This is a genomic window from Stenotrophomonas sp. 62841_Sma (assembly GCF_056482945.1).
In genome coordinates, this window is sequence record NZ_CM151224.1 from 3,054,700 (window position 1) to 3,076,518 (window position 21,819).

Here is a 21,819-nt window from a genome sequence, read left to right on the forward strand (position 1 = left end):
CAAGTCATGACGGTGGTCAGCGTTGAACATGCGCTTGCCGGGAAGATCCCGGAAGGCGGCGAAGTCACGGTACGCGGATGGGTGCGCACGGTGCGCGGTTCAGCGAATCTGGCCTTCGTGAATGTGAGCGACGGCTCCTGCTTCGCGCCGATCCAGGTCGTGGCCGGCGACAGCCTGGCCAACTTCGATGAGATCAAGCGCCTGACCAGCGGCTGCTCGGTCATCGCCACCGGCACCCTGGTGAAGTCGCAGGGCAAGGGCCAGTCGTTCGAGATCCAGGCCAGCACGCTGGAAGTGGTCGGCTGGGTCGAAGACCCGCTCACCTACCCGATCCAGCCCAAGCCGATGTCGCCGGAGTTCCTGCGCGAAGTGGCGCACCTGCGCCCGCGCACCAACCTGTTCGGCGCGGTCACCCGCATCCGCAACTGCCTGGCCCAGGCCGTGCACCGTTTCTTCCACGAGAACGGCTTCAACTGGATCAGCACCCCGATCATCACCACCTCCGACGCCGAAGGCGCCGGCCAGATGTTCCGCGTGTCCACCCTGGACATGGTGAACCTGCCGCGTGACGAGAAGGGCGCGATCGATTTCAGCCGCGACTTCTTCGGCAAGGAAACCTTCCTGACCGTGTCCGGCCAGCTGAACGTCGAGGCCTACTGCCTGGCGCTGAGCAAGGTCTACACCTTCGGCCCGACCTTCCGTGCCGAGAACAGCCACACCACCCGCCATCTGGCGGAGTTCTGGATGATCGAACCGGAAATCGCCTTCGCCGACCTGGCCGAAGACGCGCGCCTGGCCGAAGAGTTCCTGAAGTACCTGTTCCGCGCGGTGCTGAACGAGCGTGGCGACGACCTGGCCTTCATCGCCGAGCGCGTGGACAAGAACGCGATCACCAAGCTGGAAGACTTCATCAATGCGCCGTTCGAGCGCATCGACTACACCGATGCGGTCAGCCTGCTGCAGAAGTCCGGCAAGAAGTTCGACTTCCCGGTGGAATGGGGCCTGGACCTGCAGACCGAGCACGAGCGCTGGCTGACCGAGGAACACGTCGGCCGTCCGGTGGTGGTGACCAACTATCCGGAGCACATCAAGGCCTTCTACATGCGCCTGAACGACGACGGCAAGACCGTTGCCGCGATGGACGTGCTGGCCCCGGGCATCGGCGAGATCATCGGCGGCAGCCAGCGCGAAGAGCGCCTGGACGTGCTGGACGCGCGCATGGCCCAGTTCGGCCTGGATCGTGAGCACTACAGCTGGTATCGCGATTTCCGCCGCTATGGTTCGGTGCCGCACGCCGGCTTCGGCCTGGGCTTCGAACGCCTGGTGGTGTACGTCTGCGGGCTGTCCAACATCCGCGATGCGATCCCCTACCCGCGCGCCCCGGGCAGCGCGGACTTCTAAGCCCCACACGACCACGGAGGTACCGCTCCCATGACCCTGTTCTTCGCCCTCTGTTTCGTCGGCGTTGCAGTGGCCGGGTTCAGTGCCTTCGTGATCTTCTGGCCACTGACCCTGGTGCACGTACGCGATCGCCATCCGGCGCTCGCCGAGCGCTTCGGCAGCGGTGCCTTCCTCAAGCCCGATGCCCTGGCCTGGCTGCTGCGCCGTGACTATCGCCAGCAGCCGGACCGCTCGCTGTCCGGGCTGGCGACGCCGGCCTGGGTATCGCTGCTGACCCTGCTGGCCGGACTGGGCATGGCCGCCCTGCTCTGGCTGGCCTCGCTCTGGTAACACATCCATGAATGACATCACCGCCTCGCGCGACAGCTGGTGGCTGGCCAGCCTCGGCAACACCCTGATCTGGGCGCGCCTGCGCGTGCGCCCGGCCGGCACCGCCGAAGTGCTCGACAGCGATGGCAACACGCTGAGCTATGACAGCGAAGACACCGCGCGTTCGCAGCTGTTCGACGCCGAATTCGTCGAGTACGGCGGCCTAGACGAGGAAGACGCGCTGGTGCGCGGCTTCAGCCTGCACGAAGTGCAGCCGCCGCAGGCCGACAGCGATGAGGGCCTGCGCGGCCGCATGATCCAGTCGCTGGGCGGGCGCGCCTGACCCCTGCATGTTCACCCCGCGCGCCTTCGCCGAGACCGACCTGCTCTGGCTGGACCGCCTGCTGGCGCGCGACCCGTTCGTTACCGTGCTTACGCCCGGCAGCGATGGCCTGCCGGAGCTGACCCGGATGCCGGTGCTGTACCGGCGTGACGGCGACCAGATCGAACTGCGCGGCCACTGGGCGCGCGCCAACCCGCAGTCGCGCCACCGCGGCGCGGCCAAGGTACTGATCGATGGTCCGCATGGCTACGTCTCGGCCAGCTGGTATCCGGACAAGGAGCCCGCTGCGCGGGTACCCACCTGGAACTACGCCGCTGCCGAGCTGCGTGGCCAGCTGCAGACCTTCGACGATACCGAGGCGCTGGCCGAACTGGTCGGCGCGATCAGCGACCGCTTCGAAGCGAGTGTCGGCCAGGCCTGGCAGTTCGATCCCACGCGTGCCGAACATGGCCCGGAGCTGCGCGCCATCGTCGGCTTCCGTTTCCAGGTCGAACAGGTGCAGCTGAAGCTCAAGCTGAGCCAGAACCATCCCGATGCGAACCAGCGCGCGGTGATCGCCGAACTGGAACAACTGGGCACCCCCTATTCCACCGAGTTGGCGCAGTGGATGCGCTGGCACCGCGAACAGGCCGCCCGCAGCGACTGAACGCCCCAGATTCCCGCAGCGCCGCAGCCGGATGGTTGCGGCGCGCCCCCACCCGACGCCAGGGACCCATACATGAAAGACATCCACAAGCTGCTGCAGAACAACCGCGACTGGGCCGACCGCATCGAGAAGGAAGACCCCGAGTTCTTCCACCAGCTCGCCAAGCAGCAGCACCCCGAATACCTGTGGATCGGCTGTTCCGATTCGCGCGTGCCGGCCAACCAGATCATCGGCATGGCCCCGGGTGAAGTGTTCGTGCACCGCAACGTCGCCAACGTGGTCGCCCACACCGATCTGAACTGCCTGAGCGTGGTGCAGTACGCGGTGGACCAGCTGAAGGTGAAGCACATCCTGATCGTCGGCCACTACGGCTGCGGCGGCGTGCATGCCTGCCTGCACAACACCCGCGTCGGCCTGGCCGACAACTGGCTGCGCCACGTTGGCGACGTGATGCAGAAGCACACCGGCATCCTCGATGCGATCGAGACCGACGAGCTCAAGCACGCACGCCTGTGCGAACTGAACGTGATCGAGCAGGTGGCCAACCTGTGCCGCTCGACCATCGTGCAGGACGCCTGGGCCCGCGGCCAGAAGCTGATGGTGCACGGCTGGGTCTACAGCCTGAAGGACGGACGCGTGCGCGAGATGGGCATCGACGTCGGTTCGCAGGAAGAGCTGCAGCCCGCCTATGAAAAGGCCCTGTCCTACGTCCCGCGCAAGGGCAAGCGCGACTGATCCCTTACGGATGACCACCATGCTCGCTTCGCCGATCAACCTGCACGCCTGGATCGAAGAAAACCGCCACCTGCTGAAGCCGCCGGTGGGCAACAAGATGATCGACAACGGCGACTTCATCGTGATGGTGGTGGGCGGGCCAAACTCGCGTACCGACTTCCACTACGACGAAGGCCCGGAGTGGTTCTACCAGCTCGAAGGCGAGATGGTGCTGAAGGTGCAGGAAGACGGCGCGGTGCGCGACATTCCGATCCGCGCCGGCGAGATCTTCCTGCTGCCGGCAAAGGTGCCGCACTCGCCGCGGCGCCCGCCCGGTGGTATCGGCCTGGTGGTCGAGCGCAAGCGCCTGCCGCACGAGATGGACGGCGTGATCTGGCATTGCGAACGCTGCAACCACAAGCTGCACGAAGAGTATTTCCCGCTGCAGAACATCGAGACCGACCTGCCCAAGGTGTTTGCGCGCTATCACGCCAGCCTGGAACTGCGTACCTGCAGCGAGTGCGGGCACGTGGACCCGCTGCCGGCGCCAGCGGTCGGCTGAGCCATCGAACGGTAGTTCCCCACCTCGGTGGGCGCATGCTCGCCCCCGCTCTGGTAGATGCCCACCTTGTAGATGCCCACCTTGGTGGGCGCTTGCTTGTACGTGCGCCAACCAAGGTTGGCGACAACCGGGCCATGCGGCACCGGCGTTAGGTTGGCCGCTACCGGGCCCTGGCCCAGGCGCTACACTGGCGGTCCCGTTGCAGCCTGTTGCCCGACCATGTCCGACCTGCTCAGCCGCACCCACGCCATTGCCCTGGACGCAGCCGATCCGCTGCGCCCGCTGCGCAATGAATTCCTGATTCCGCGCCATGGCGGCGGCGAGCAGACCTACTTCGTCGGCAACTCGCTGGGCCTGCAGCCGCGTGGCGCGCAGGCGGCCGTGCAGGAAGTGATGAAGCAGTGGGGTGAGCTGGCGGTGGAAGGCCACTTCACCGGCCCGACGCAGTGGCTGTCCTACCACCGCCTGGTGAGCGCGCAGCTGGCCCGCGTGGTCGGTGCGCTGCCCAGCGAGGTGGTTGCAATGAACACGCTGAGCGTGAACCTGCACCTGATGATGGTCAGCTTCTACCGGCCCACGGCCGAGCGCCCGGTGATCCTGATGGAAGCCGGCGCATTCCCGACCGATCGCCACGCGGTGGAAGCACAGATCCGCTTCCATGGTTTCGACCCGGCCGAGTGCCTGGTGGAAGTGCAGCCGGACGAGGCCAACGGCACGATTTCACTGACCGCGATCGAGCATGCCATCGCCGAGCACGGTTCACGCCTGGCGCTGGTGCTGTGGCCCGGCGTGCAGTACCGCACCGGCCAGGCCTTCGACCTCGATGCGATCACCCGCGCCGCACGCCTGCAGGGCGCGCGTATCGGCTTCGACCTGGCACACTCGGTCGGCAACCTGCCGCTGCGCCTGCATGACGTGGCCCCTGATTTCGCCGTGTGGTGCCACTACAAGTACCTCAACAGCGGCCCGGGCGCGGTTGCCGGCGCCTTCGTCCACGAGCGCCATCACCGCGACACCAGCCTGCCGCGCTTTGCCGGCTGGTGGGGCCATGAGGAATCCACCCGCTTCCAGATGGCGCCGCAGTTCACGCCGGCCATCGGTGCCGAAGGCTGGCAGCTGAGCAATCCGCCAATCCTCGGCCTGGCGCCGCTGCGCGCCTCGCTGGACCTGTTCGAGCGCGCCGGCATGGAGGCGCTGCGCAGCAAGTCGCTGGCACTGACCGGCATGCTCGAAGCACTGGTGCGCGCACGCCTGTCCGGCGTGCTCGACATCATCACCCCGGCCGAGCCGCAGCGCCGTGGCTGCCAGCTGTCATTGCGTGTGATCGGTGGCCGCGAGCGCGGCCGTGCGCTGTTCGAGCATCTGCGCGGTATCGGTGTGCTCGGCGACTGGCGCGAGCCCGACGTGATCCGCATCTCGCCCACGCCGCTCTACAACCGCTACCTGGACGTGCACCACTTCGTCGAGGAAGTGGAAGCCTGGGCCGGCCTCTAAGCCGGCCCCTCCCCTACTGCTGGACAGTTCGTTGATCGCACACGCTTCCCGCTCGTTGAGCATTATCGGTGCCGGCCTTGCCGGGTCCCTGCTGGCCATCCTGCTGTCACGCCAGGGCTGGCGCATCACCTTGTACGAACGCCGCGGCGATCCGCGCGTGGCCGACTACGAGAGCGGCCGCTCGATCAACCTGGCGTTGGCCGAGCGTGGGCGCAACGCACTGCGTCAGGCGGGCGTGGAAGACGAGGTGATGGCGCGCGCGGTGATGATGCGCGGGCGCATGGTGCACCCGCGCGAGGGCGAACCGCAGCTGCAGCGCTATGGCCGCGACGACAGCGAAGTGATCTGGTCGATCCACCGCAGCGACCTGAACACCACGCTGCTGGAGCTGGCCGAACAGGCCGGCGCCACCGTGCACTTCCATCGCCGCCTGCACACCGTCGATTTCGATGCGGGTTACGCACGCTTCATCGATGACCGTGACGACAGCCCGCACGACATCCGTTTCGACACCCTGATCGGTGCCGACGGTGCCGGTTCGGCACTGCGTGCGGCGATGAACCGGCGCGCGCCGCTGGGTGAGGACATCGCCTTCCTCGACCACTCCTACAAGGAGCTGGAGATCCCGCCGGCTGCCGATGGCAGCTTCCGCATCGAGCGCAATGCACTGCACATCTGGCCGCGCGGCCACTACATGTGCATCGCCCTGCCCAACCACGAAGGCACCTTCACCGTCACGCTGTTCCTGCCCAACCAGGGCGATCCCAGCTTCGCCACCGTCAACACCGGCACGCAGGCCGAGGCGCTGTTCGCGCGCGAGTTCGCCGACACCCTGCCGTTGATCCCGAACCTGCGCGCGGACTGGGAGCAGCACCCGCCGGGCCTGCTTGGCACGCTCACTCTGGAACGCTGGCACCAGCAGGGCCGCGCCGTACTGATCGGCGACGCCGCGCATGCGATGGTGCCGTTCCATGGCCAGGGTATGAACTGCGCGTTCGAGGACTGCGTTGCGCTGGCCCGTCACCTGATGGAGGCCGATGATCTGGAAGGCGCGTTCGCCGCGTTCGAAGCCGAGCGAAAGCCAAATGCGCGCGCAATCCAGCAGATGGCACTGGAAAACTACCTGGAGATGCGCGACCGCGTGGCCGATCCCGCCTTCCTGCTGCAGCGCGAGCTGGAACAGGAACTGCAGCGGCGCTGGCCGACCCGCTTCGTACCGCACTACACGATGGTCACTTTCCTGCACACGCCGTACGCCGAGGCGCTGCGCCGCACCGAACTGCAGCGCGACATGCTGGTGGCCGCCACCGCCGGTCACGATTCACTGGACAACATCGACTGGACCGCACTGGAAGCACAGATCCACGCCCAGCTACCGGTCCTGGAGGGCGCGCACTGATGGCTGACAGCTTCCTGTTCTACGACCTGGAAACCTTCGGCCAGGACCCGCGGCGCACGCGCATCTCGCAGTACGCCGCGATCCGTACCGACGCCGATCTCAACGAAATCGACACGCCGGTCAGCTTCTTCGTGCGCCCGGCCGATGACCTGCTGCCCTCGCCGATGGCCACCCTGGTCACCGGCATCACCCCGCAGCAGGCACTGGCCGAGGGCATCAGCGAGGCCGAGGCCTTCGATCGCATCAACGAGCAGCTGTCGCGCCCCGGCACCTGTGCGCTGGGCTACAACACGCTGCGCTTCGACGATGAGTTCGTCCGCTACGGCCTGTTCCGCAACTTCCACGACCCGTACGAACGCGAGTGGCGCAACGGCAATTCGCGCTGGGACCTGCTGGACATGCTGCGGCTGATGCGCGCGATGCGCCCGGACGGCATCCAGTGGCCGCTGCGCGAGGATGGCGCCACCTCGTTCAAGCTCGAGCACCTGGCCGAGGCCAACAACGTGCGCGAAGGCGATGCGCACGAAGCGCTGTCCGACGTACGCGCCACCATCGGCATGGCACGCCTGTTCAAGCAGTCGCAGCCACGGCTGTGGGAGTACGCGCTGAAGCTGCGCGACAAACGCTTCGTCGGCAGCCTGCTGGACGTGGCCGCGATGAAGCCGGTACTGCACATTTCCATGCGCTACCCGGCCAGTCGCCTGTGCGCGGCCCCGGTGCTGCCGCTGGCCGCGCACCCGACCATCAACAACCGGGTGATCGTGTTCGACCTGGAAGGCGAGATCGACGATCTGCTGGAACTGCCGGCCGAGGTGATCGCACAGCGCCTGTACATGCGCGCCAGCGAGCTGCCCGAAGGCGTGGCGCGGGTGCCGCTGAAGGAAGTGCACCTGAACAAGGTGCCCGCGCTGATCGCCTGGAACCACCTGCGCGCCGATGACCACGCGCGCCTCGGCCTGGACGTGGCCGCGATCGAGGCCAAAGTGGAACGCCTGCGCGCGTTCGCCCCGCAGCTGGCCGAGAAGGCCCGGCAGGTCTACAACCAGCCCCGCGCCGCCACCGTGGCCGATGTCGATGCCTCGCTCTACGACGGCTTCCTCGGCAATGGCGACAAGCCGCTGCTTGCGCTGGCACGCACCACCGCGCCGGAGCAGCTGGCCGCACTGGAAGGCCGCTTCCGCGACCCGCGCCTGCCGGAGCTGCTGTTCCGCTACCGCGCGCGCAATCATCCCGACAGCCTCGCGCCGGCTGAACGCCAGCGCTGGCAGGATTACCGCCGCCAGCGCCTGCTCGGAGACGGCGGGCTGGGCGAACTCAACCTGCCCCAGTACCAGCAGCAGCTCGATGCACTGGCCGCCGAAGCGCCCGAAGATGCGCGGCGCCAGGCCCTGCTGCAATCGCTGCGCGACTGGGGCCAGCACCTGCAGGAGACCCTGTGAGTACCTATTTTTCGGACGCCAGCTTCAAGTTCCTGCGCAGCCTGGCGCGGCACAACGACAAGGCGTGGTTCAACGACCACCGTCAGCAGTATGAAGACCACGTGCGGCAGCCATTCCTGCGCCTGCTGGGTGACCTGCAGCCGGCGCTGGCCGAGGTCAGCGACCACTTCCGCGCCGATACCCGCGGCGTCGGCGGCTCGCTGTTCCGCATCCATCGCGACGCGCGCTTCTCCAACGACAAATCCCCGTACAAGACCTGGCAGGGTGCACGCCTGTTCCATGAGCGCCGCCGCGAGGTGGCCGCGCCCTCGTTCTACGTGCACCTGCAGCCGGGCGAGAGCTTCGTCGGTGCCGGCCTGTGGCATCCGGAACCGGAGACCCAGCGCCGCGTGCGCCATTTCATCCTCGACAACCCCGGCAGCTGGAAGGCCGCCGCGCATGCACCGGCCCTGCGCAAACGCTTCGACTTCGAGGAGAGCGAAAAGCTGGTGCGGCCGCCGCGCGGCTTCCCGGCCGACTTCGAATTCATCGATGACCTCAAGCACCGCAACTGGGTGATGTGGCGCTCGCTGGACGACGCCACCATGACCGGCCCGCGCCTGCTGTCCACGCTGGGCAAGGACCTGGCCGCGCTCGGCCCGTTCGTCGACTACCTGTGCGCGGCGCTGGACCTGGAATTCTGATGCCGTTGGCACAGCAACGCCGCACGCTGGGCCGCACCGGCCTGCCGATTTCGCCGGTGGGCCTGGGCTGCTCCGGCTTCTGGGGGCATCGCCGCTTCCCGGAACAGTCGGCCGCGCACGTGGTCGAGCATGCACTGGCACAGGGCGTGAACCTGTTGGACACCGGCCACAACTATTCCGGTTTCCACGCCGAGCCGCGGCTGGGCCGCATCCTGCGCCCGTTGCTGAAGCGATACCCGCGCGAGTCGCTGGTGATTTCCAGCAAGGGCGGCACACTGACCGGCCAGGCCGGCGTCAGCGGCGCCGAGCAACGCAATTTCTCGCCGGCAGCCATCACTGCCAGCTGCGAGGCCTCGCTGCGCAACCTCGGCCTGGATTACCTGGATATCTACCAGCTGCACGGTGCCAGCCAGCACGACATCAACGATGACCTGCTGGCCGCGCTGCAACGCCTGCGCGAACGCGGGCTGATCCGGCACACCGGCATCAATACGCACACGGCATCGACCCTGCGCTGGATGATCGACCATCCCACGCTGTTCGACGTGGTGCTTCTGGACTACAACGCCCTGCAGCAGGACCGTGAACCCCTCATCGACCAGTTGCACGCGGTGGGCATCGGCGTACTGGCCGGCACCGTGCTGGCGCAGGGCCATCTGCTGCCACCACGCCCACGCCTGCCACGACCGGCGGATGCCTGGTACCTGGCCAGGGCCTGGCTCAAACCGAGCAGCCGTCAACTGATGCGCAGCGCACGCAACATGCGGAAGGCACTCGCCGCCATCCGCAGCCAGCGCCCGGCCCAGACCGCGTTTGCCTACGCCCTCGGCCATCCCGGCGTAGCCAGTGGCATCCTGGGTACCACCCGCACCGGCAGCCTGGACGAAGTTCTGGCGACGCGGCTTGAGGCACTGACCGCAGCCGAACGCCAGCAGCTGGTGGACGCCTTCGGTGATGGCCGCGGATCTCCCAGTCATTGAGTCTTCACCCCATGCTGCTGCGGTTGCGGCAGTCTGGGCGGCATGAAGAAACTCACCGCACTCGTTGGGCTGTTGGTCCTGGCCTTGGCCGCCTGGTGGTTCGGCGGCCCGTACATGACCGTCAATGGCCTGTCCAAGGCCATTGAGCAACGCGACACCGCGCGCCTGGAGCGTTACGTCGATTTCCCGCGCGTGCGCAGCAGCCTGCGCGCGCAGCTCAATGACTATCTGGTGCGCCAGGCCGGCCCGGATGTGGCGGCCAGCCCGTTCGGTGCCCTGCTGTACGGGCTGGGCGACCAGCTTGGTGGTGCCGCGGTGGACACCATGGTGACCCCGACCGGGATCGGCGCGATGCTGCAGGGTCACGTGCTGTGGAAGCGCGGCCGCAATGAACTGCAGGGCGGCGATGCCTTCGGCGCGACCGAACCCGCGCGGCCGCTGAAGCATGCCGAACATCATTTCGAAGCGCTGGACCGCTTCGTGATCGATGTCGATCGCGGCCCCGGCCAGCCTCCGATGAAGGTGGTGCTGGAACCGCAGGGCCTGCGCTGGAAAGTGGTGGACCTGCAGCTGGGGATGTCGGGCAGCCCTTGACGGGACCCGTGGCCTGACGGCAATGCCAACCAAGGTTGGCGACTACCGGGGTACAGCGCTCTGGTAGATGCCCACCTTGGTGGGCACGGATCCAGGACGGCGCCAACCAACGGTTGGCACCCACCCGGCATGGTTTCACCCCTCGTTGGCAACGCCATGCGGCACGTGGCCGGCGGCTACATGCTCTCGGGCGCTGTCGATGTTGTGCTGCGAATCATCGAAGAAGATGTCGGCACCGAACGCCTGCAGGAACGGCCCCTTGTGGCGCCCTCCGAGGAACAGCGCCTCGTCCAGGCGCACGCCCCACTCGCGCAGGGTGCGGATCACCCGCTCATGCGCCGGTGCCGATCGCGCGGTGACCAGCGCGGTACGGATCGGTGCACTGTCTCCGGCCGGGAACACTTCCTGCAGCGTGTGCAGCGCCGACAGGAAGCCACGGAACGGCCCGCCGCTGAGCGGCTCTCGGGCGCGCTCGCGTTCGTGGCGGCCAAAGGCTTCCACGCCCTGCTCGCGCGAAATGCGCTCACTCTCGTCGCCGAAGATCACGGCGTCACCGTCAAAGGCGATGCGCAGCTGGCCGGCCGGGCGACCGGTATCGATCTGGTCGGCCGCCGCGGCGGCGGTTTCGCCAGGCGGCTTGGGCAGGATGGTCGCCGCCGCGATGCCATGGCGCAGCGCGCTGCGCACCGATTCGGGGTTGGCCGACAGGAACAGGTCGGTGCCGAATGGCTTCACGTACGGCCAGGTCGGCTCGCCGGCGGTGAACGTTGCGCGGATGATGCCCAGGCCGTAGTGCTGGATCGAATTGAAGATGCGCAGGCCGGTATCGGCCGAATTGCGCGACAGCAGGATCACCTCGACCCGCGGGTTCTCCGGGCTGGCGCCCTGGTTCAGCGCCAGCAACTTGCGCACCACCGGGAAGGCCACGCCGGGCCCGAGGATATCGTCCTCGTGCTGGCGCTGGAATTCGGCATAGGCCGCCACGCCATCGCTCTCGAACAGCGCATGGCTTTCCTCGAGGTCGAACAGGGCGCGCGAGGTCACCGCGACGGTCAGCAAACGGGGGGAGTTGTCGCCCATCGGTGGGGGTCCTTCAAGCGGTCGGCGGGGCCGGCCGCCTATTGTCGTCAAAAAACGAACTGTTCGCTCAGGATCCGGTCTTCCAGGTTGTGCTCCGGGTCGAACAGCAGGGTCACGCGGCGGTCCTTCGACTCGCGGATGGTCACCTCGACCACGTCGCGGGTCTCGTGCGAATCCGCTGTAACGCTGACCGGGCGCTTGTACGGATCAAGCACGCGGAAACGCACCTCGGTGTCGGCCTTGAGGATCGCCCCGCGCCAGCGTCGCGGCCGGTAAGGGGCCAGCGGCGTCAGCGCGATGGTATGCGAGCCCAGCGGCAGCACCGGTCCGTGCGCGGAATAGTTGTAGGCGGTACTGCCTGCCGGGGTGGCCACCAGCACGCCGTCTCCGATCAGTTCGGCCACACGTTCCTGGCCGTTGAGGTCGATGCCGATATGCGCCGCCTGCCGGGTCTGGCGCAGCAACGACACATCGTTGTAGGCCAGCGAACCGGTACTGGTGCCCGACTCGGTCAGCGCCACCATTTCCAGCGGGCGCAGGTTGGCCGGTTCGGCACGGGCGATGCGGGCCTGCACGTCATCGTCGCCACGATACTGGTTCATCAGGAAGCCGACGGTGCCCAGCTTCATGCCGAACACCGGCTTGCCCAGGTGCCCGTGCCGATGCAGGGTCTGCAGCATGAAACCGTCGCCGCCCAGCGGGCACAGCACGTCCGCCTGCTCCGGCGCGTGATCGCCATAGCGCGAGACCATCGCCGCGCGGGCCATCTGCGCGGGCTCGGTGGTGCTGGCCAGGAAAGCGATGCGGGGGGTGTCGCTCATCAGCGCGGCAGATCCGGAAGGGCTGGGCAAAGCATACCTCGCCCCCCGGACAGCGCAACCGCAGGCCGGATGGGGCACCCTCATCCAACTCAATGAAGGTTTCAGCGGTGCAGCAGGATCGAGCCCTTCCCGGCGACAGCAACGACATCTCGATATCGTCCGATAGGCTTCTCATACCACTCTCATGACCATTGATGTGCCGATCAGGTTCGCCTGGCACACCCAGCGTTGGCGCAGGCCCGCAGGGCACGTCGCGGATCGGCCGTCTATCCAAGAGAGAGCCCATGAGAATCCACCACCTCGCAATCGCCCTGGCGGCGTTGCTGCCAGCAGGCAACAGCCTCGCGCAGTCCGGTAGCGCCCACCTGACACCCAGCAGGATCAACTACCAGGAGCAACTACCTGACAGGTACTCCCATGTGGATTTCACAGTAAGCGCCAAGGACTGGATGGAGCGGGCACGGCTGCCTTCACATCAGTCCCAGCCAGGGGAAATGTCCTTCTTGATCTCCAACGCCGCTGGCAAAGACCAGAACTTCGAACTCATCGGAAAGTTCTCGCATCTGCCACCGGATGCCAACCGCATGATCATCCCTGCCTCGAAATGGGTGGACCTGGACAAGCGCGAACAGGGATGGGAAGTCATCGGCGACGTACGGGAGTTGATTCCTCACAATACCGAGCGCTGGTGGGTGCCCGCCATGGGCCGCAAATTCATCACCAAAGTCTCGCTGTACGACGGCCAGTGGGCCGGCGAGATCGGGTTGCCCAGCCAGCCCAATCTTCCCTATGACACGATTGCCGTCACCAACCATGCGACGTGGCCTACCCGGATCATGGGCAACAACACGCTGTTCCCCGATGCGCAGATGAAGCTGGGGACCGGTGATGTGCATCACTTCGTGTTCGACCCGAACCATCGCAAATGGAAGCTTGATTACGCCAGCCCCGTTCCGGTCAGCATTGACAGGAGCCTGGACACGCCCGAATGGCCACGTACCCATGTCGAGCTGAAGCCAACAGACCAGCCCCGCGGGCTGAGATTCCCAACTGTCGCCCACGACCGTGATCGTCGCACTCTATCCGTCCACGAAGACATACCGCGCGCCATCAAGTTGGCGACGTCCAACATCTTTGGCAACAGCAACACGTACTTGGAGCTCCAGCCGGGCCAGTCGGTGGAAGCCATCTATCTCGATGACAATGGCCCCGGTAGCGGCAAGTGGCATCCACTGAACTATTCCGCCCAGCAACTTGATGAAAGCCAGCTCAGCAATGGCAGGTTGGAGAGTGCCAATTCATGGCTGACACGTATCACGACCCAGGGCAAGACAGTGATTCTACCGACGCGCCAAAGCAACGTCTGGGACAACGCACGAGTGATCGTAGAGAACACGGATGATGCAGCAACCGAGGTCTACGGCAGTAAAATCGAGACATTGAAGCGCCGCGAGCAAGCGGTTTTCCGCGCCCGGGTGGATGGCGGTCGCATCCACTGGGTGAGGGAAACTATCACCCTCGATGTCGTACTGGTTCCCGACACGGGACTGGGCAGCGAAAGAGAAAACGCAATGGAGCTGATGCGTGAGAGCCTCAGGACGACCAACGAGGCCCTGCTGAACTCTGGCGCTACGTTTCTTCTGCGCGAGGCAGCCTTGGTCAAGTACGGGCACCCGCTGCCGGCCGGAATGCCTACCCAAGAGATTCCGCAGTGGTTCGCGCAACAGACGGTGTTCAAGGATCTTGGGCGACATGTCCTTGCTGATGGCGCCTACGTGGGAGGGATCGCCGGTGGCTGTAGTGGTTCGTATCATTCCACCGTAGACAAGCACTTCGTGATTGCAAGCAACGTGCTGTGTTCGAAAAATGTCCTGCGCGAAGAAGTCGGCAAAGCTCTCGGCATGCAAATTCATGGCAAGCAGGCCGTGCCTGTGATTGGTTCTGGCAATCTGCTGCCGGTCTACCCGACCGCGACTCACGTACTGGAGGATGGCAGCCGCGCCATCAATGCCAGCCAACGCGATGAAGTGCAGCACATGAATGGCGTTGCGGCAAAAATCGCCCGCTACGGCGAAGAGCGCTGGCCGTAGTCTGCACGGATTGCCGGCCGATGGTCGGCATGTGCTGTAAAACAAGACGGCCCCGCTTTCGCGGGGCCGTTCCGTTTTACGCACACCGGGCATAACCCGGCGTTACATCACTTACGCACCATGTGCGGCCAGCTGGCCCAAGCGCTGGACCGCGACCGAGACGGTCGGGTAGTCCAGGGTCTTCTGCTCGGCCAGTTCGGCCAGCATCGCCAGGGTGAAGCGCAGGCTGTTGTCGTCGCGACCCATCCAGGCCGCCACCTTCGCTTCAGCACTGCTGCCCTTGGTGCCCAGCACCTGGCCCGCCAGGTTGCGGTGGTTGGCGGCCAGCTCGTCACGCAGCACGCCACGTGCCACGGCGTGCCAACGGCCATTGACCTCCAGCGCGTCGACCTGCTCGAACAGCCACGGCAGCTGCAGGGCATCGCCCAGGCGGAAGTGGACCTTGGACACGTCCACCGGCTTCAGCTTGCGGGTACGGGCCAGCTCGATGATGTCGAACGCCGGCTCCAGGAAGTGCAGTTCGGCCAGCTGCTGCGCCAGCGCGGACGGCAGGCCCTTTTCCTTCCACTCGGCCACCAGGGCTTCGTAGGTCGGACGCTGCGAATCCGGCAGCACACCCGACGCAACGCGGATGTCGTTGAACGGACCCTGGTAACGGTTGACCGCTTCGGTGATGCCCGGCATCGCACCCGGGCGCGACAGCAGCCAGCGCACGAACGAGCGCTGCAGCTTCCAGATCACTTCCAGTGCGTCGATCTGCACCGACTCCGGCACCTTGCCGTCGAGGGCATCGATCTGTGCCCACAGCGCGCGCGCATCCAGCGTTTCACGGCTGATGGTGTAGGCCTTGGCGACCTCGGCGATGGAACGGCCGGTGTCTTCCTGCATGCGCATCAGGAAGGTGGCGCCCATGCGGTTGATGGTCTGGTTGGTCACGGCCGTGGCGATGATTTCGCGCTTCAGGCGGTGACGCTCCATTGCGTCGGCGTACTTCTTCTGCAGCGGGGTCGGGAAGTAGCGCTGCAGCTCCTTGGACAGGTACGGATCTTCCGGAATGTCCGAATCCAGCAGCTGGGCGAACGCCACCAGCTTGGAGTAGGACAGCAGCACCGACAACTCCGGACGGGTCAGGCCCTGGCCGCGTGCCTTGCGCTGCGACAGCTCGGCATCGGACGGCAGGAACTCGATCTGGCGATCAAGCAGGCCCTGCTGCTCCAGGGTACGGATGAAGTGCTGCTTGGAACCCAGGCGCTTGACTGCCATCCGCTCCATCAGGCTCAGCGCCTGGTTCTGGCGGTAGTTGTCGTTGAGCACCAGCTCGGCGACTTCATCGGTCATCGAGGCCAGCAGCTTGTTGCGCTGCTCGACGGTCAGCTTCTTCGCCCGCACCACATCGTTGAGCAGGATCTTGATGTTGACTTCATGGTCGGAGGTGTCGACACCGGCCGAGTTGTCGATGAAGTCGGTGTTGAGCAGCACGCCTGCCTGGGCAGCTTCGATGCGGCCCAGCTGGGTCATGCCCAGGTTGCCGCCCTCGCCCACCACCTTGCAGCGCAGCTCGCCACCGTTCACGCGCAGGGCGTTGTTGGCACGGTCGCCGACATCGCTGTGCTGCTCGCTGGCGGCCTTGACGTAGGTACCGATGCCGCCGTTCCACAGCAGGTCGACCGGTGCCTTCAGGATCGCGCTCATCAGGTCGTTCGGCGACAGCGCCTTGACGTTCTCGTCCAGGCCCAGCACTTCACGCACCTGCGGGGTGATCTCGATCGACTTCAGGCTGCGCGGGTACACGCCGCCGCCCTTGCTGATCAGCTTGGCATCGTAGTCCGCCCAGCTCGAACGCGGCACGGTGAACAGGCGCTCACGTTCGACGAACGTGGTGGCTGCATCCGGGTTCGGGTCCAGGAAGATGTGGCGATGATCGAACGCAGCGACCAGGCGGATGTGGCGCGACAGCAGCATGCCGTTGCCGAACACGTCGCCGGACATGTCGCCGACGCCGACCGCGGTGAAGTCCTGGCTCTGGCTGTCACGGCCCAGCGCACGGAAGTGGCGCTTGACCGACTCCCATGCACCGCGTGCGGTGATGCCCATGCCCTTGTGGTCGTAACCCACCGAACCACCGGAAGCAAACGCATCGCCCATCCAGAAGCCGTGCGCGATGGCCAGGCCGTTGGCAATGTCGGAGAAGGTCGCGGTGCCCTTGTCGGCAGCCACCACCAGGTACGGATCGTCCATGTCGTGGCGCACGACATCCACCGGCGGCACGATCTTGTTGTTGACGATGTTGTCGGTGATGTCCAGCAGGCCCTGGATGAACAGCTTGTAGCAGGCCACGCCGTTGGCGAAGATCGCGTCGCGGTCGCCGTTCACCGGCGGGGTCTTGGCGAAGAAGCCGCCCTTCGCGCCGACCGGCACGATGACGGTGTTCTTGACCATCTGCGCCTTGACCAGGCCCAGCACTTCGGTACGGAAGTCTTCGCGACGGTCCGACCAGCGCAGGCCACCACGGGCGACCGCGCCGAAGCGCAGGTGGGTACCTTCCACGCGCGGGCCGTAGACGAAGATTTCGCGGTACGGGCGCGGCTTCGGCAGGTCCGGCACCAGCGCCGAATCGAACTTGAAGCTGATGACATGGCCGTGCTGGCCGTTGGCATCGGTCTGGTAGTAGCTGGTACGCAGGGTCGCGTCGATCACGCCCATGAACGAGCGCAGGATGCGGTCCTCGTCCAGGCTGGACACGCGGTCCATCAGCTTCAGCAGCGCATCGCGCGCGGCCTGCATCTGCGCGTCGCGGTCACCCTTGCGGGCGTCGACCACGGTCTTGAGCACCTTCAGGGTGGCGTCGTCGCCAGCAGCCAGCACATCGAAGTGGGCCTTCAGCTGGGCCTGGCCGGCGGCGATATCGTCCTTGCTCTCATGGCCGGTAGCCGGATCGAAGCGGGCTTCGAACAGCTCGACCAGCAGGCGGGCCAGCAGCGGGTAGCGCGCGAAGGTGCCTTCCACGTAGGCCTGCGAGAACGGCACGCCAGTCTGCAGCAGGTACTTGCAGTAGCCACGCAGCATGGCGACCTGGCGCCAGTGCAGGCCAGCGGCCAGCACCAGGCGGTTGAAGCCGTCGTTCTCGGCATCGCCGTGCCAGACGCGGGCGAAGGTCTCGCCGAAGGCTTCATCGACGCTGGCGGCATCGATCGCGCCGGCGGTCGACTCGACCTCGAAGTCCTGCACGTACACCGGCGCGTTGTCGACCGACAGGCGGTACGGACGCTCGGCGATCACGCGCAGGCCCATGTTTTCCATCATCGGCAGCGCGTCCGACAGCGGAATGTCGTCCAGCTGGCGATACAGCTTCAGGCGCAGGCCATCGCCGCTTTCGCGCGGCACGGCCTGCAGGCTCAGGCGCAGGTCGTCCGGGCCGGTCAGGGCATCGAGCTGGCTGACATCGTTGGCGGCAACGGCGGTGCTGTTGTCTTCGATGTAGCCGGCCGGCAGTGCCTTGCCGATGCGGGCAGCGATGCGCAGGCCTTCGGTTTCGCCGTGGCGGGTCACCAGCGCTTCGCGCAGGTCGTCCTGCCAGTTGCGCAGCACCTGGGCCAGCTTCTGCTCCAGTTCGGCGGTATCGACGTCCAGCATTTCGCCCGGCTTGGGGCGCACGATCAGGTGCACCTGGGCCAGCGGCGATTCGCCCAGTACCACCGAGCTGTCCACGTACTCGCCGTGCAGCGCGTCCTTCAGCATCGCTTCGATGCGCAGGCGCACGTCGGTGTTGAAGCGCTCACGCGGCAGGTAGACCAGCGCGGAGATGAAACGGCTGTACTTGTCACGGCGCAGGAACAGGCGGCTGCGCACGCGCTCCTGCAGGCCCAGCACGCCCATGGCAGTGCGGAACAGTTCGTCCTCGCTGGACTGGAACAGTTCTTCGCGCGGCAGGGTTTCCAGGATATGGCGCAGGGCCTTGCCGCTGTGGCTGGCCGAGGCCAGGCCCGACTGCTTCATCACGTGCTCGTGGCGCTGGCGCACCAGCGGGATTTCCCACGGGCGACGGTTGTAGGCGCTGGAGGTGAACAGGCCGAGGAAGCGCTGCTCGCCGATGATCTTGCCCTTGGCGTCGAATTCCAGCACGCCGATGTAGTCCATGTAGCCGGCGCGGTGCACGCGCGAACGGGCATTGGTCTTGGTCAGGATCAGCGCGTCCTTCAGCCCGGACGTGGTGTTCAGGCCCTGCGCGGCCAGCGTCTTGACCGGACGTGCGGCGGACTTGTCCTTGCCGCGCATCAGGCCCAGGCCGGTGTCGTTCAGCGGCGCCAGCACCTCTTCCTTGCCCTGCTTCTCGACGCGGTACTCGCGGTAGCCGAAGAAGGTGAAGTGGTTGTCGGCGGCCCAGCGCAGGAATTCCTGTGCTTCCTTGCGCGACGCGTCGTCGACCGGCAGCTGGCGGCTGCCCAGGTCGTCGGCCAGCGCCAGCGCCTTGTCCTTCATCGGCTGCCAGTCGCGCACGATCGCACGCACTTCGTCCAGCGCCTTGCTGATGGCCTGCTCGATGGCCGCCATGGCTTCGGCCGGCTGGCGGTCGATCTCCAGCAGCATCACCGACTCGGCATCACCCTCGCCGACCTTGACCAGCTTGCCGGCCTTGTCGCGGGTGAAGCGCAGCACCGGGTGGCCCAGCACGTGGACGCCCACGCCCTGTTCGGCCAGCGACATGGTGACGGTGTCGACCAGGAACGGCATGTCGTCGTTGACGATCTGCAGCACGGTGTGCGGCGATTCCCAACCGTTGGCCTTCGCGGTCGGATTGAACACGCGGACGTTGGCCTTGCCGGCCTTGCGGGCACGGGCGAATTCCAGCGTCTCAGCCGCGAGAGCGGCCCACTCTTCAGCGCTGTGGTGCGGGAACTCGTCCGACTCCATGCGCTTGTAGAAGTCAGTGGCGAAGGCCACCGCTTCGGCCTGTGCGGCCGCGGGGTAACGCTTGCGCAATGCCGTGTACACCGGCTCCAGGGAGAAACCAGCGGTCACTGCGACCTCCGACTCTGCTGGTTTGGTCTTGTTTTTCACGGTCTTGGCTGCGGTTTTTTGCGGTTTCATGGCAGAGCGATGCGCTTGCTCAGTTGGGAAAATGAAATTGTAGCCCTACCGCACGAAAAGGCCTTGCTGCAGGACGGAATAACCAGATTCGGGTTTGCTGCGGTTTAGACGCCTATTCAGTTCGCACCGGTATGGTGCTGGTGCGCGCTTCAGCACTGCCGACAGGATCGGCAAAGCGTGTTACCGGAAGACACACGCGGCGACGCCGATTCGATTCCACAATCCTGAACTGGACGGTATAGTCCACCGCGTGAACCCGGCCTACCTCCCCGTTGCCCTCGACGCACGCGATGAGCGCGTGTTCGATGCCGTGCGCGAGCTGCTGGCCCAGCAGGGCATGCAGATGAGCATGGACGCGGTGGCCCAGCATGCCGGCTGCTCCAAGCAGACCCTGTACTCGCGCTACGGCAACAAGCAGGAACTGCTGCGCCGGGTGATGCAGCGCCATGTCGGCCACGCTACCGGAGCCATGGTTCGTGCACTCCGCACTGACGACCTGCGTGCCAGCCTGCTCCAGTTCGCCACCGACTTCCTGGAGCATTTCAACCAACCGCACGTAGGGCAGGCCTGTCGGCTGATCGCCGCCGACGCGGCCCAGTTTCCCGAAGAGGCGCGTACGCTGTACCGGCATGGCGCCGGCGCGCTGACGCTTCATCTTGCTGAATGGATTGAAACCGTTTGCATGCGTGGCCAGCTCCGGCATGACGACCCGCACTTCATGGCCGAACTGCTGCTGAGCATGATCGCCGGTCAGGATTTCGACAAACAGCGTTTCCATACCCCCCATCGTGATGACGCGCAGCTGCGTCGGCGGTGGGCAGAGTTCTCCGTCGACAGCTTCCTGCGCGCCTTCGCGCCTCAGCCGTCGGCGGCCCCGTCTTCAAACCAACCCCGGAGTTCCTCCTGATGACCGCCCCACTCCGCACCCTTGCCTTGACGTGCGCCGTTGCTGTCGCGCTGGCTGCCTGCAAGAAGCCGGAACAGCAGACGCCCCCGCCGCCGGAGGTGGGCGTGATCGACGCCAAGCCGCAGACCCTGCCGCTGCAGCGTGAGCTGGTCGGCCGCCTGTCGCCGTTCCGCAGCGCCGACGTGCGTGCGCGCGTGCCGGGCGTACTGCTCAAGCGCGTCTACCAGGAAGGCTCGCAGGTCAAGCAGGGCCAGCCCCTGTTCCTGATCGACCCGGCGCCGCTGCGTGCTTCGCTCAATGCCTCCGAGGCCCAGCTGGCCTCGGCCCGCGCCACCTACGCCAATGCCAAGGTGGCCGCGGACCGCGCGCGTTCGCTGGCGCCGCAGCAGTTCGTCTCCAAGTCCGACCTGGACAACGCCGAATCGGCCGAGCGCACCGCGCTGGCCGCGGTCAAGCAGGCCGAAGCGGCGGTGACCTCTTCGCGCATCAGCCTGGGCTATACCGAAGTGACCGCGCCGATCAGCGGTGTGGCCAACAAGCAGCAGGTCACCGAAGGCGCACTGGTCGGCCAGGGCGATGTGACCCTGCTGACCACCGTCGACCAGCTCGACCCGCTGTACGTCAACTTCTCGCTGAGCGTGGACGAGTTGACCCAGCTGCGCGCGCAGCAGGCCAAGGGTGCGCTGGCGCTGTCTGGTGACGGCAAGGCTACGGTCAACGTCAAGCTGGCCGACGGCAGCACCTACAGCGAACCGGGCACGCTGGACTTCTCTTCGACCACGGTCGACCCGGCCACCGGCGCGGTGTCGCTGCGCGCGCTGCTGCCGAACCCGCAGCAGATCCTGCTGCCCGGCGCCTTCGTCAGCTTCCAGGCCAACCTCGGCGAGCGCAACAACGCCTACCTGGTGCCGCAGCAGGCGCTGCTGCGCGACACCACCGGCGGCTACGTGATGGTGGTCGGTGCCGACGGCAAGGTGGTGCGCAAGAACGTGAAGACCGATGGCGCGCAGAACGGCAACTGGCTGGTCAGCGACGGCCTGGCCGCCGGTGACAAGGTGATCGTGGCCGGCGTGCAGAAGGTCAAGGAAGGTGCACCGGCAGTCGCCAAGCCGTGGACCCCGGGGCAGGACGCCAACGGCAAGCCTGCCGCAGGCGGCGCCGCTCCGGCGGGCGCAGCACCGGCCGCAGGCAAGGCACCGGCCGACGCGGCCAAGCCCGAGCAGGCCGATGCGGCCAAGCCGGCCGCCACCGATTCGAACAAGCAGTAAC

Annotated in this window: 18 protein-coding genes; 15 read left to right on the plus strand and 3 right to left on the minus strand. The window is 66.3% G+C overall.

Going from position 1 to position 21,819, the window contains the following annotated elements; genetic code table 11:
* Positions 1-6 precede the first annotated feature (6 nt).
* From asnS to ACZK5G_RS14440, 12 genes are all read left to right on the plus strand, one after another.
* Positions 7-1,401, plus strand: coding sequence for an asparagine--tRNA ligase (asnS, locus tag ACZK5G_RS14385; protein WP_049400203.1), 1,395 nt, complete (start codon positions 7-9; stop codon positions 1,399-1,401).
* 30 nt (positions 1,402-1,431) lie between these two features.
* On the plus strand, positions 1,432-1,731 hold the full coding sequence (locus tag ACZK5G_RS14390; protein WP_005417403.1) for a hypothetical protein: 300 nt from the start codon (positions 1,432-1,434) through the stop codon (positions 1,729-1,731).
* Between the two features lie 7 nt (positions 1,732-1,738).
* Positions 1,739-2,053, plus strand: a complete 315-nt coding sequence (locus tag ACZK5G_RS14395; RefSeq protein ID WP_478463872.1) for a hypothetical protein — start codon at positions 1,739-1,741, stop codon at positions 2,051-2,053.
* Between the two features lie 7 nt (positions 2,054-2,060).
* Positions 2,061-2,699 carry an FMN-binding negative transcriptional regulator gene (locus ACZK5G_RS14400; protein WP_478463873.1) on the plus strand — a complete coding sequence of 213 codons (639 nt, stop codon included), beginning with the start codon at positions 2,061-2,063 and terminating at the stop codon, positions 2,697-2,699.
* Positions 2,700-2,771: 72 nt separating this feature from the next.
* Positions 2,772-3,434 (plus strand): carbonate dehydratase, encoded by a 663-nt coding sequence (gene can, locus ACZK5G_RS14405; protein WP_014037740.1) that lies wholly within the window; start codon positions 2,772-2,774, stop codon positions 3,432-3,434.
* A gap of 19 nt (positions 3,435-3,453) precedes the next feature.
* Positions 3,454-3,975, plus strand: coding sequence for a 3-hydroxyanthranilate 3,4-dioxygenase (locus tag ACZK5G_RS14410; RefSeq protein WP_032127723.1), 522 nt, complete (start codon positions 3,454-3,456; stop codon positions 3,973-3,975).
* Between the two features lie 219 nt (positions 3,976-4,194).
* Positions 4,195-5,469 carry a kynureninase gene (kynU, locus tag ACZK5G_RS14415; protein ID WP_032127677.1) on the plus strand — a complete coding sequence of 425 codons (1,275 nt, stop codon included), beginning with the start codon at positions 4,195-4,197 and terminating at the stop codon, positions 5,467-5,469.
* Between the two features lie 31 nt (positions 5,470-5,500).
* The gene (locus tag ACZK5G_RS14420; RefSeq protein WP_049422075.1) at positions 5,501-6,868 is read left to right on the plus strand and encodes an FAD-dependent oxidoreductase; all 1,368 of its coding nucleotides are present in this window, start codon (positions 5,501-5,503) and stop codon (positions 6,866-6,868) included.
* Positions 6,868-8,307 carry an exodeoxyribonuclease I gene (gene sbcB, locus ACZK5G_RS14425; protein ID WP_478056908.1) on the plus strand — a complete coding sequence of 480 codons (1,440 nt, stop codon included), beginning with the start codon at positions 6,868-6,870 and terminating at the stop codon, positions 8,305-8,307. Before ACZK5G_RS14420 ends, sbcB begins: the two co-directional genes overlap by 1 nt.
* Entirely contained in the window at positions 8,304-8,990 is a 687-nt protein-coding gene (locus ACZK5G_RS14430; RefSeq protein ID WP_032127674.1) for a DUF2461 domain-containing protein, read from the plus strand. Before sbcB ends, ACZK5G_RS14430 begins: the two co-directional genes overlap by 4 nt.
* Positions 8,990-9,970 carry an aldo/keto reductase gene (locus tag ACZK5G_RS14435; protein WP_478463874.1) on the plus strand — a complete coding sequence of 327 codons (981 nt, stop codon included), beginning with the start codon at positions 8,990-8,992 and terminating at the stop codon, positions 9,968-9,970. The genes ACZK5G_RS14430 and ACZK5G_RS14435 overlap by 1 nt, the downstream gene beginning before the upstream one ends.
* Before the next feature lie 42 nt (positions 9,971-10,012).
* Positions 10,013-10,564, plus strand: coding sequence for a DUF2939 domain-containing protein (locus ACZK5G_RS14440; protein WP_071227460.1), 552 nt, complete (start codon positions 10,013-10,015; stop codon positions 10,562-10,564).
* Between the two features lie 135 nt (positions 10,565-10,699).
* Here the strand turns inward: ACZK5G_RS14440 and ACZK5G_RS14445 are convergent, their stop codons facing one another.
* Entirely contained in the window at positions 10,700-11,644 is a 945-nt protein-coding gene (locus tag ACZK5G_RS14445) for a 5'-nucleotidase (protein WP_005417414.1), read from the minus strand.
* A gap of 47 nt (positions 11,645-11,691) precedes the next feature.
* The gene (locus ACZK5G_RS14450) at positions 11,692-12,465 is read right to left on the minus strand and encodes an NAD kinase (protein ID WP_006376667.1); all 774 of its coding nucleotides are present in this window, start codon (positions 12,463-12,465) and stop codon (positions 11,692-11,694) included.
* 284 nt (positions 12,466-12,749) lie between these two features.
* Here ACZK5G_RS14450 and ACZK5G_RS14455 point away from each other — a divergent pair, with 284 nt between their 5' ends.
* Positions 12,750-14,555, plus strand: a complete 1,806-nt coding sequence (locus ACZK5G_RS14455; protein ID WP_478463875.1) for a hypothetical protein — start codon at positions 12,750-12,752, stop codon at positions 14,553-14,555.
* Positions 14,556-14,666: 111 nt separating this feature from the next.
* On the opposite strand, the gene ACZK5G_RS14460 is transcribed toward ACZK5G_RS14455, so the two are convergent.
* Positions 14,667-19,643 carry an NAD-glutamate dehydrogenase gene (locus ACZK5G_RS14460; protein ID WP_149909403.1) on the minus strand — a complete coding sequence of 1,659 codons (4,977 nt, stop codon included), beginning with the start codon at positions 19,641-19,643 and terminating at the stop codon, positions 14,667-14,669.
* A gap of 250 nt (positions 19,644-19,893) precedes the next feature.
* On the opposite strand from ACZK5G_RS14460, the gene ACZK5G_RS14465 reads away from it, so the two are divergent.
* Both ACZK5G_RS14465 and ACZK5G_RS14470 read left to right on the plus strand, forming a co-directional pair.
* Positions 19,894-20,550 carry a TetR/AcrR family transcriptional regulator gene (locus tag ACZK5G_RS14465; RefSeq protein WP_032127669.1) on the plus strand — a complete coding sequence of 219 codons (657 nt, stop codon included), beginning with the start codon at positions 19,894-19,896 and terminating at the stop codon, positions 20,548-20,550.
* On the plus strand, positions 20,550-21,818 hold the full coding sequence (locus ACZK5G_RS14470; RefSeq protein WP_049422071.1) for an efflux RND transporter periplasmic adaptor subunit: 1,269 nt from the start codon (positions 20,550-20,552) through the stop codon (positions 21,816-21,818). The genes ACZK5G_RS14465 and ACZK5G_RS14470 overlap by 1 nt, the downstream gene beginning before the upstream one ends.
* The last annotated feature ends 1 nt before the right edge of the window (position 21,819 follow it).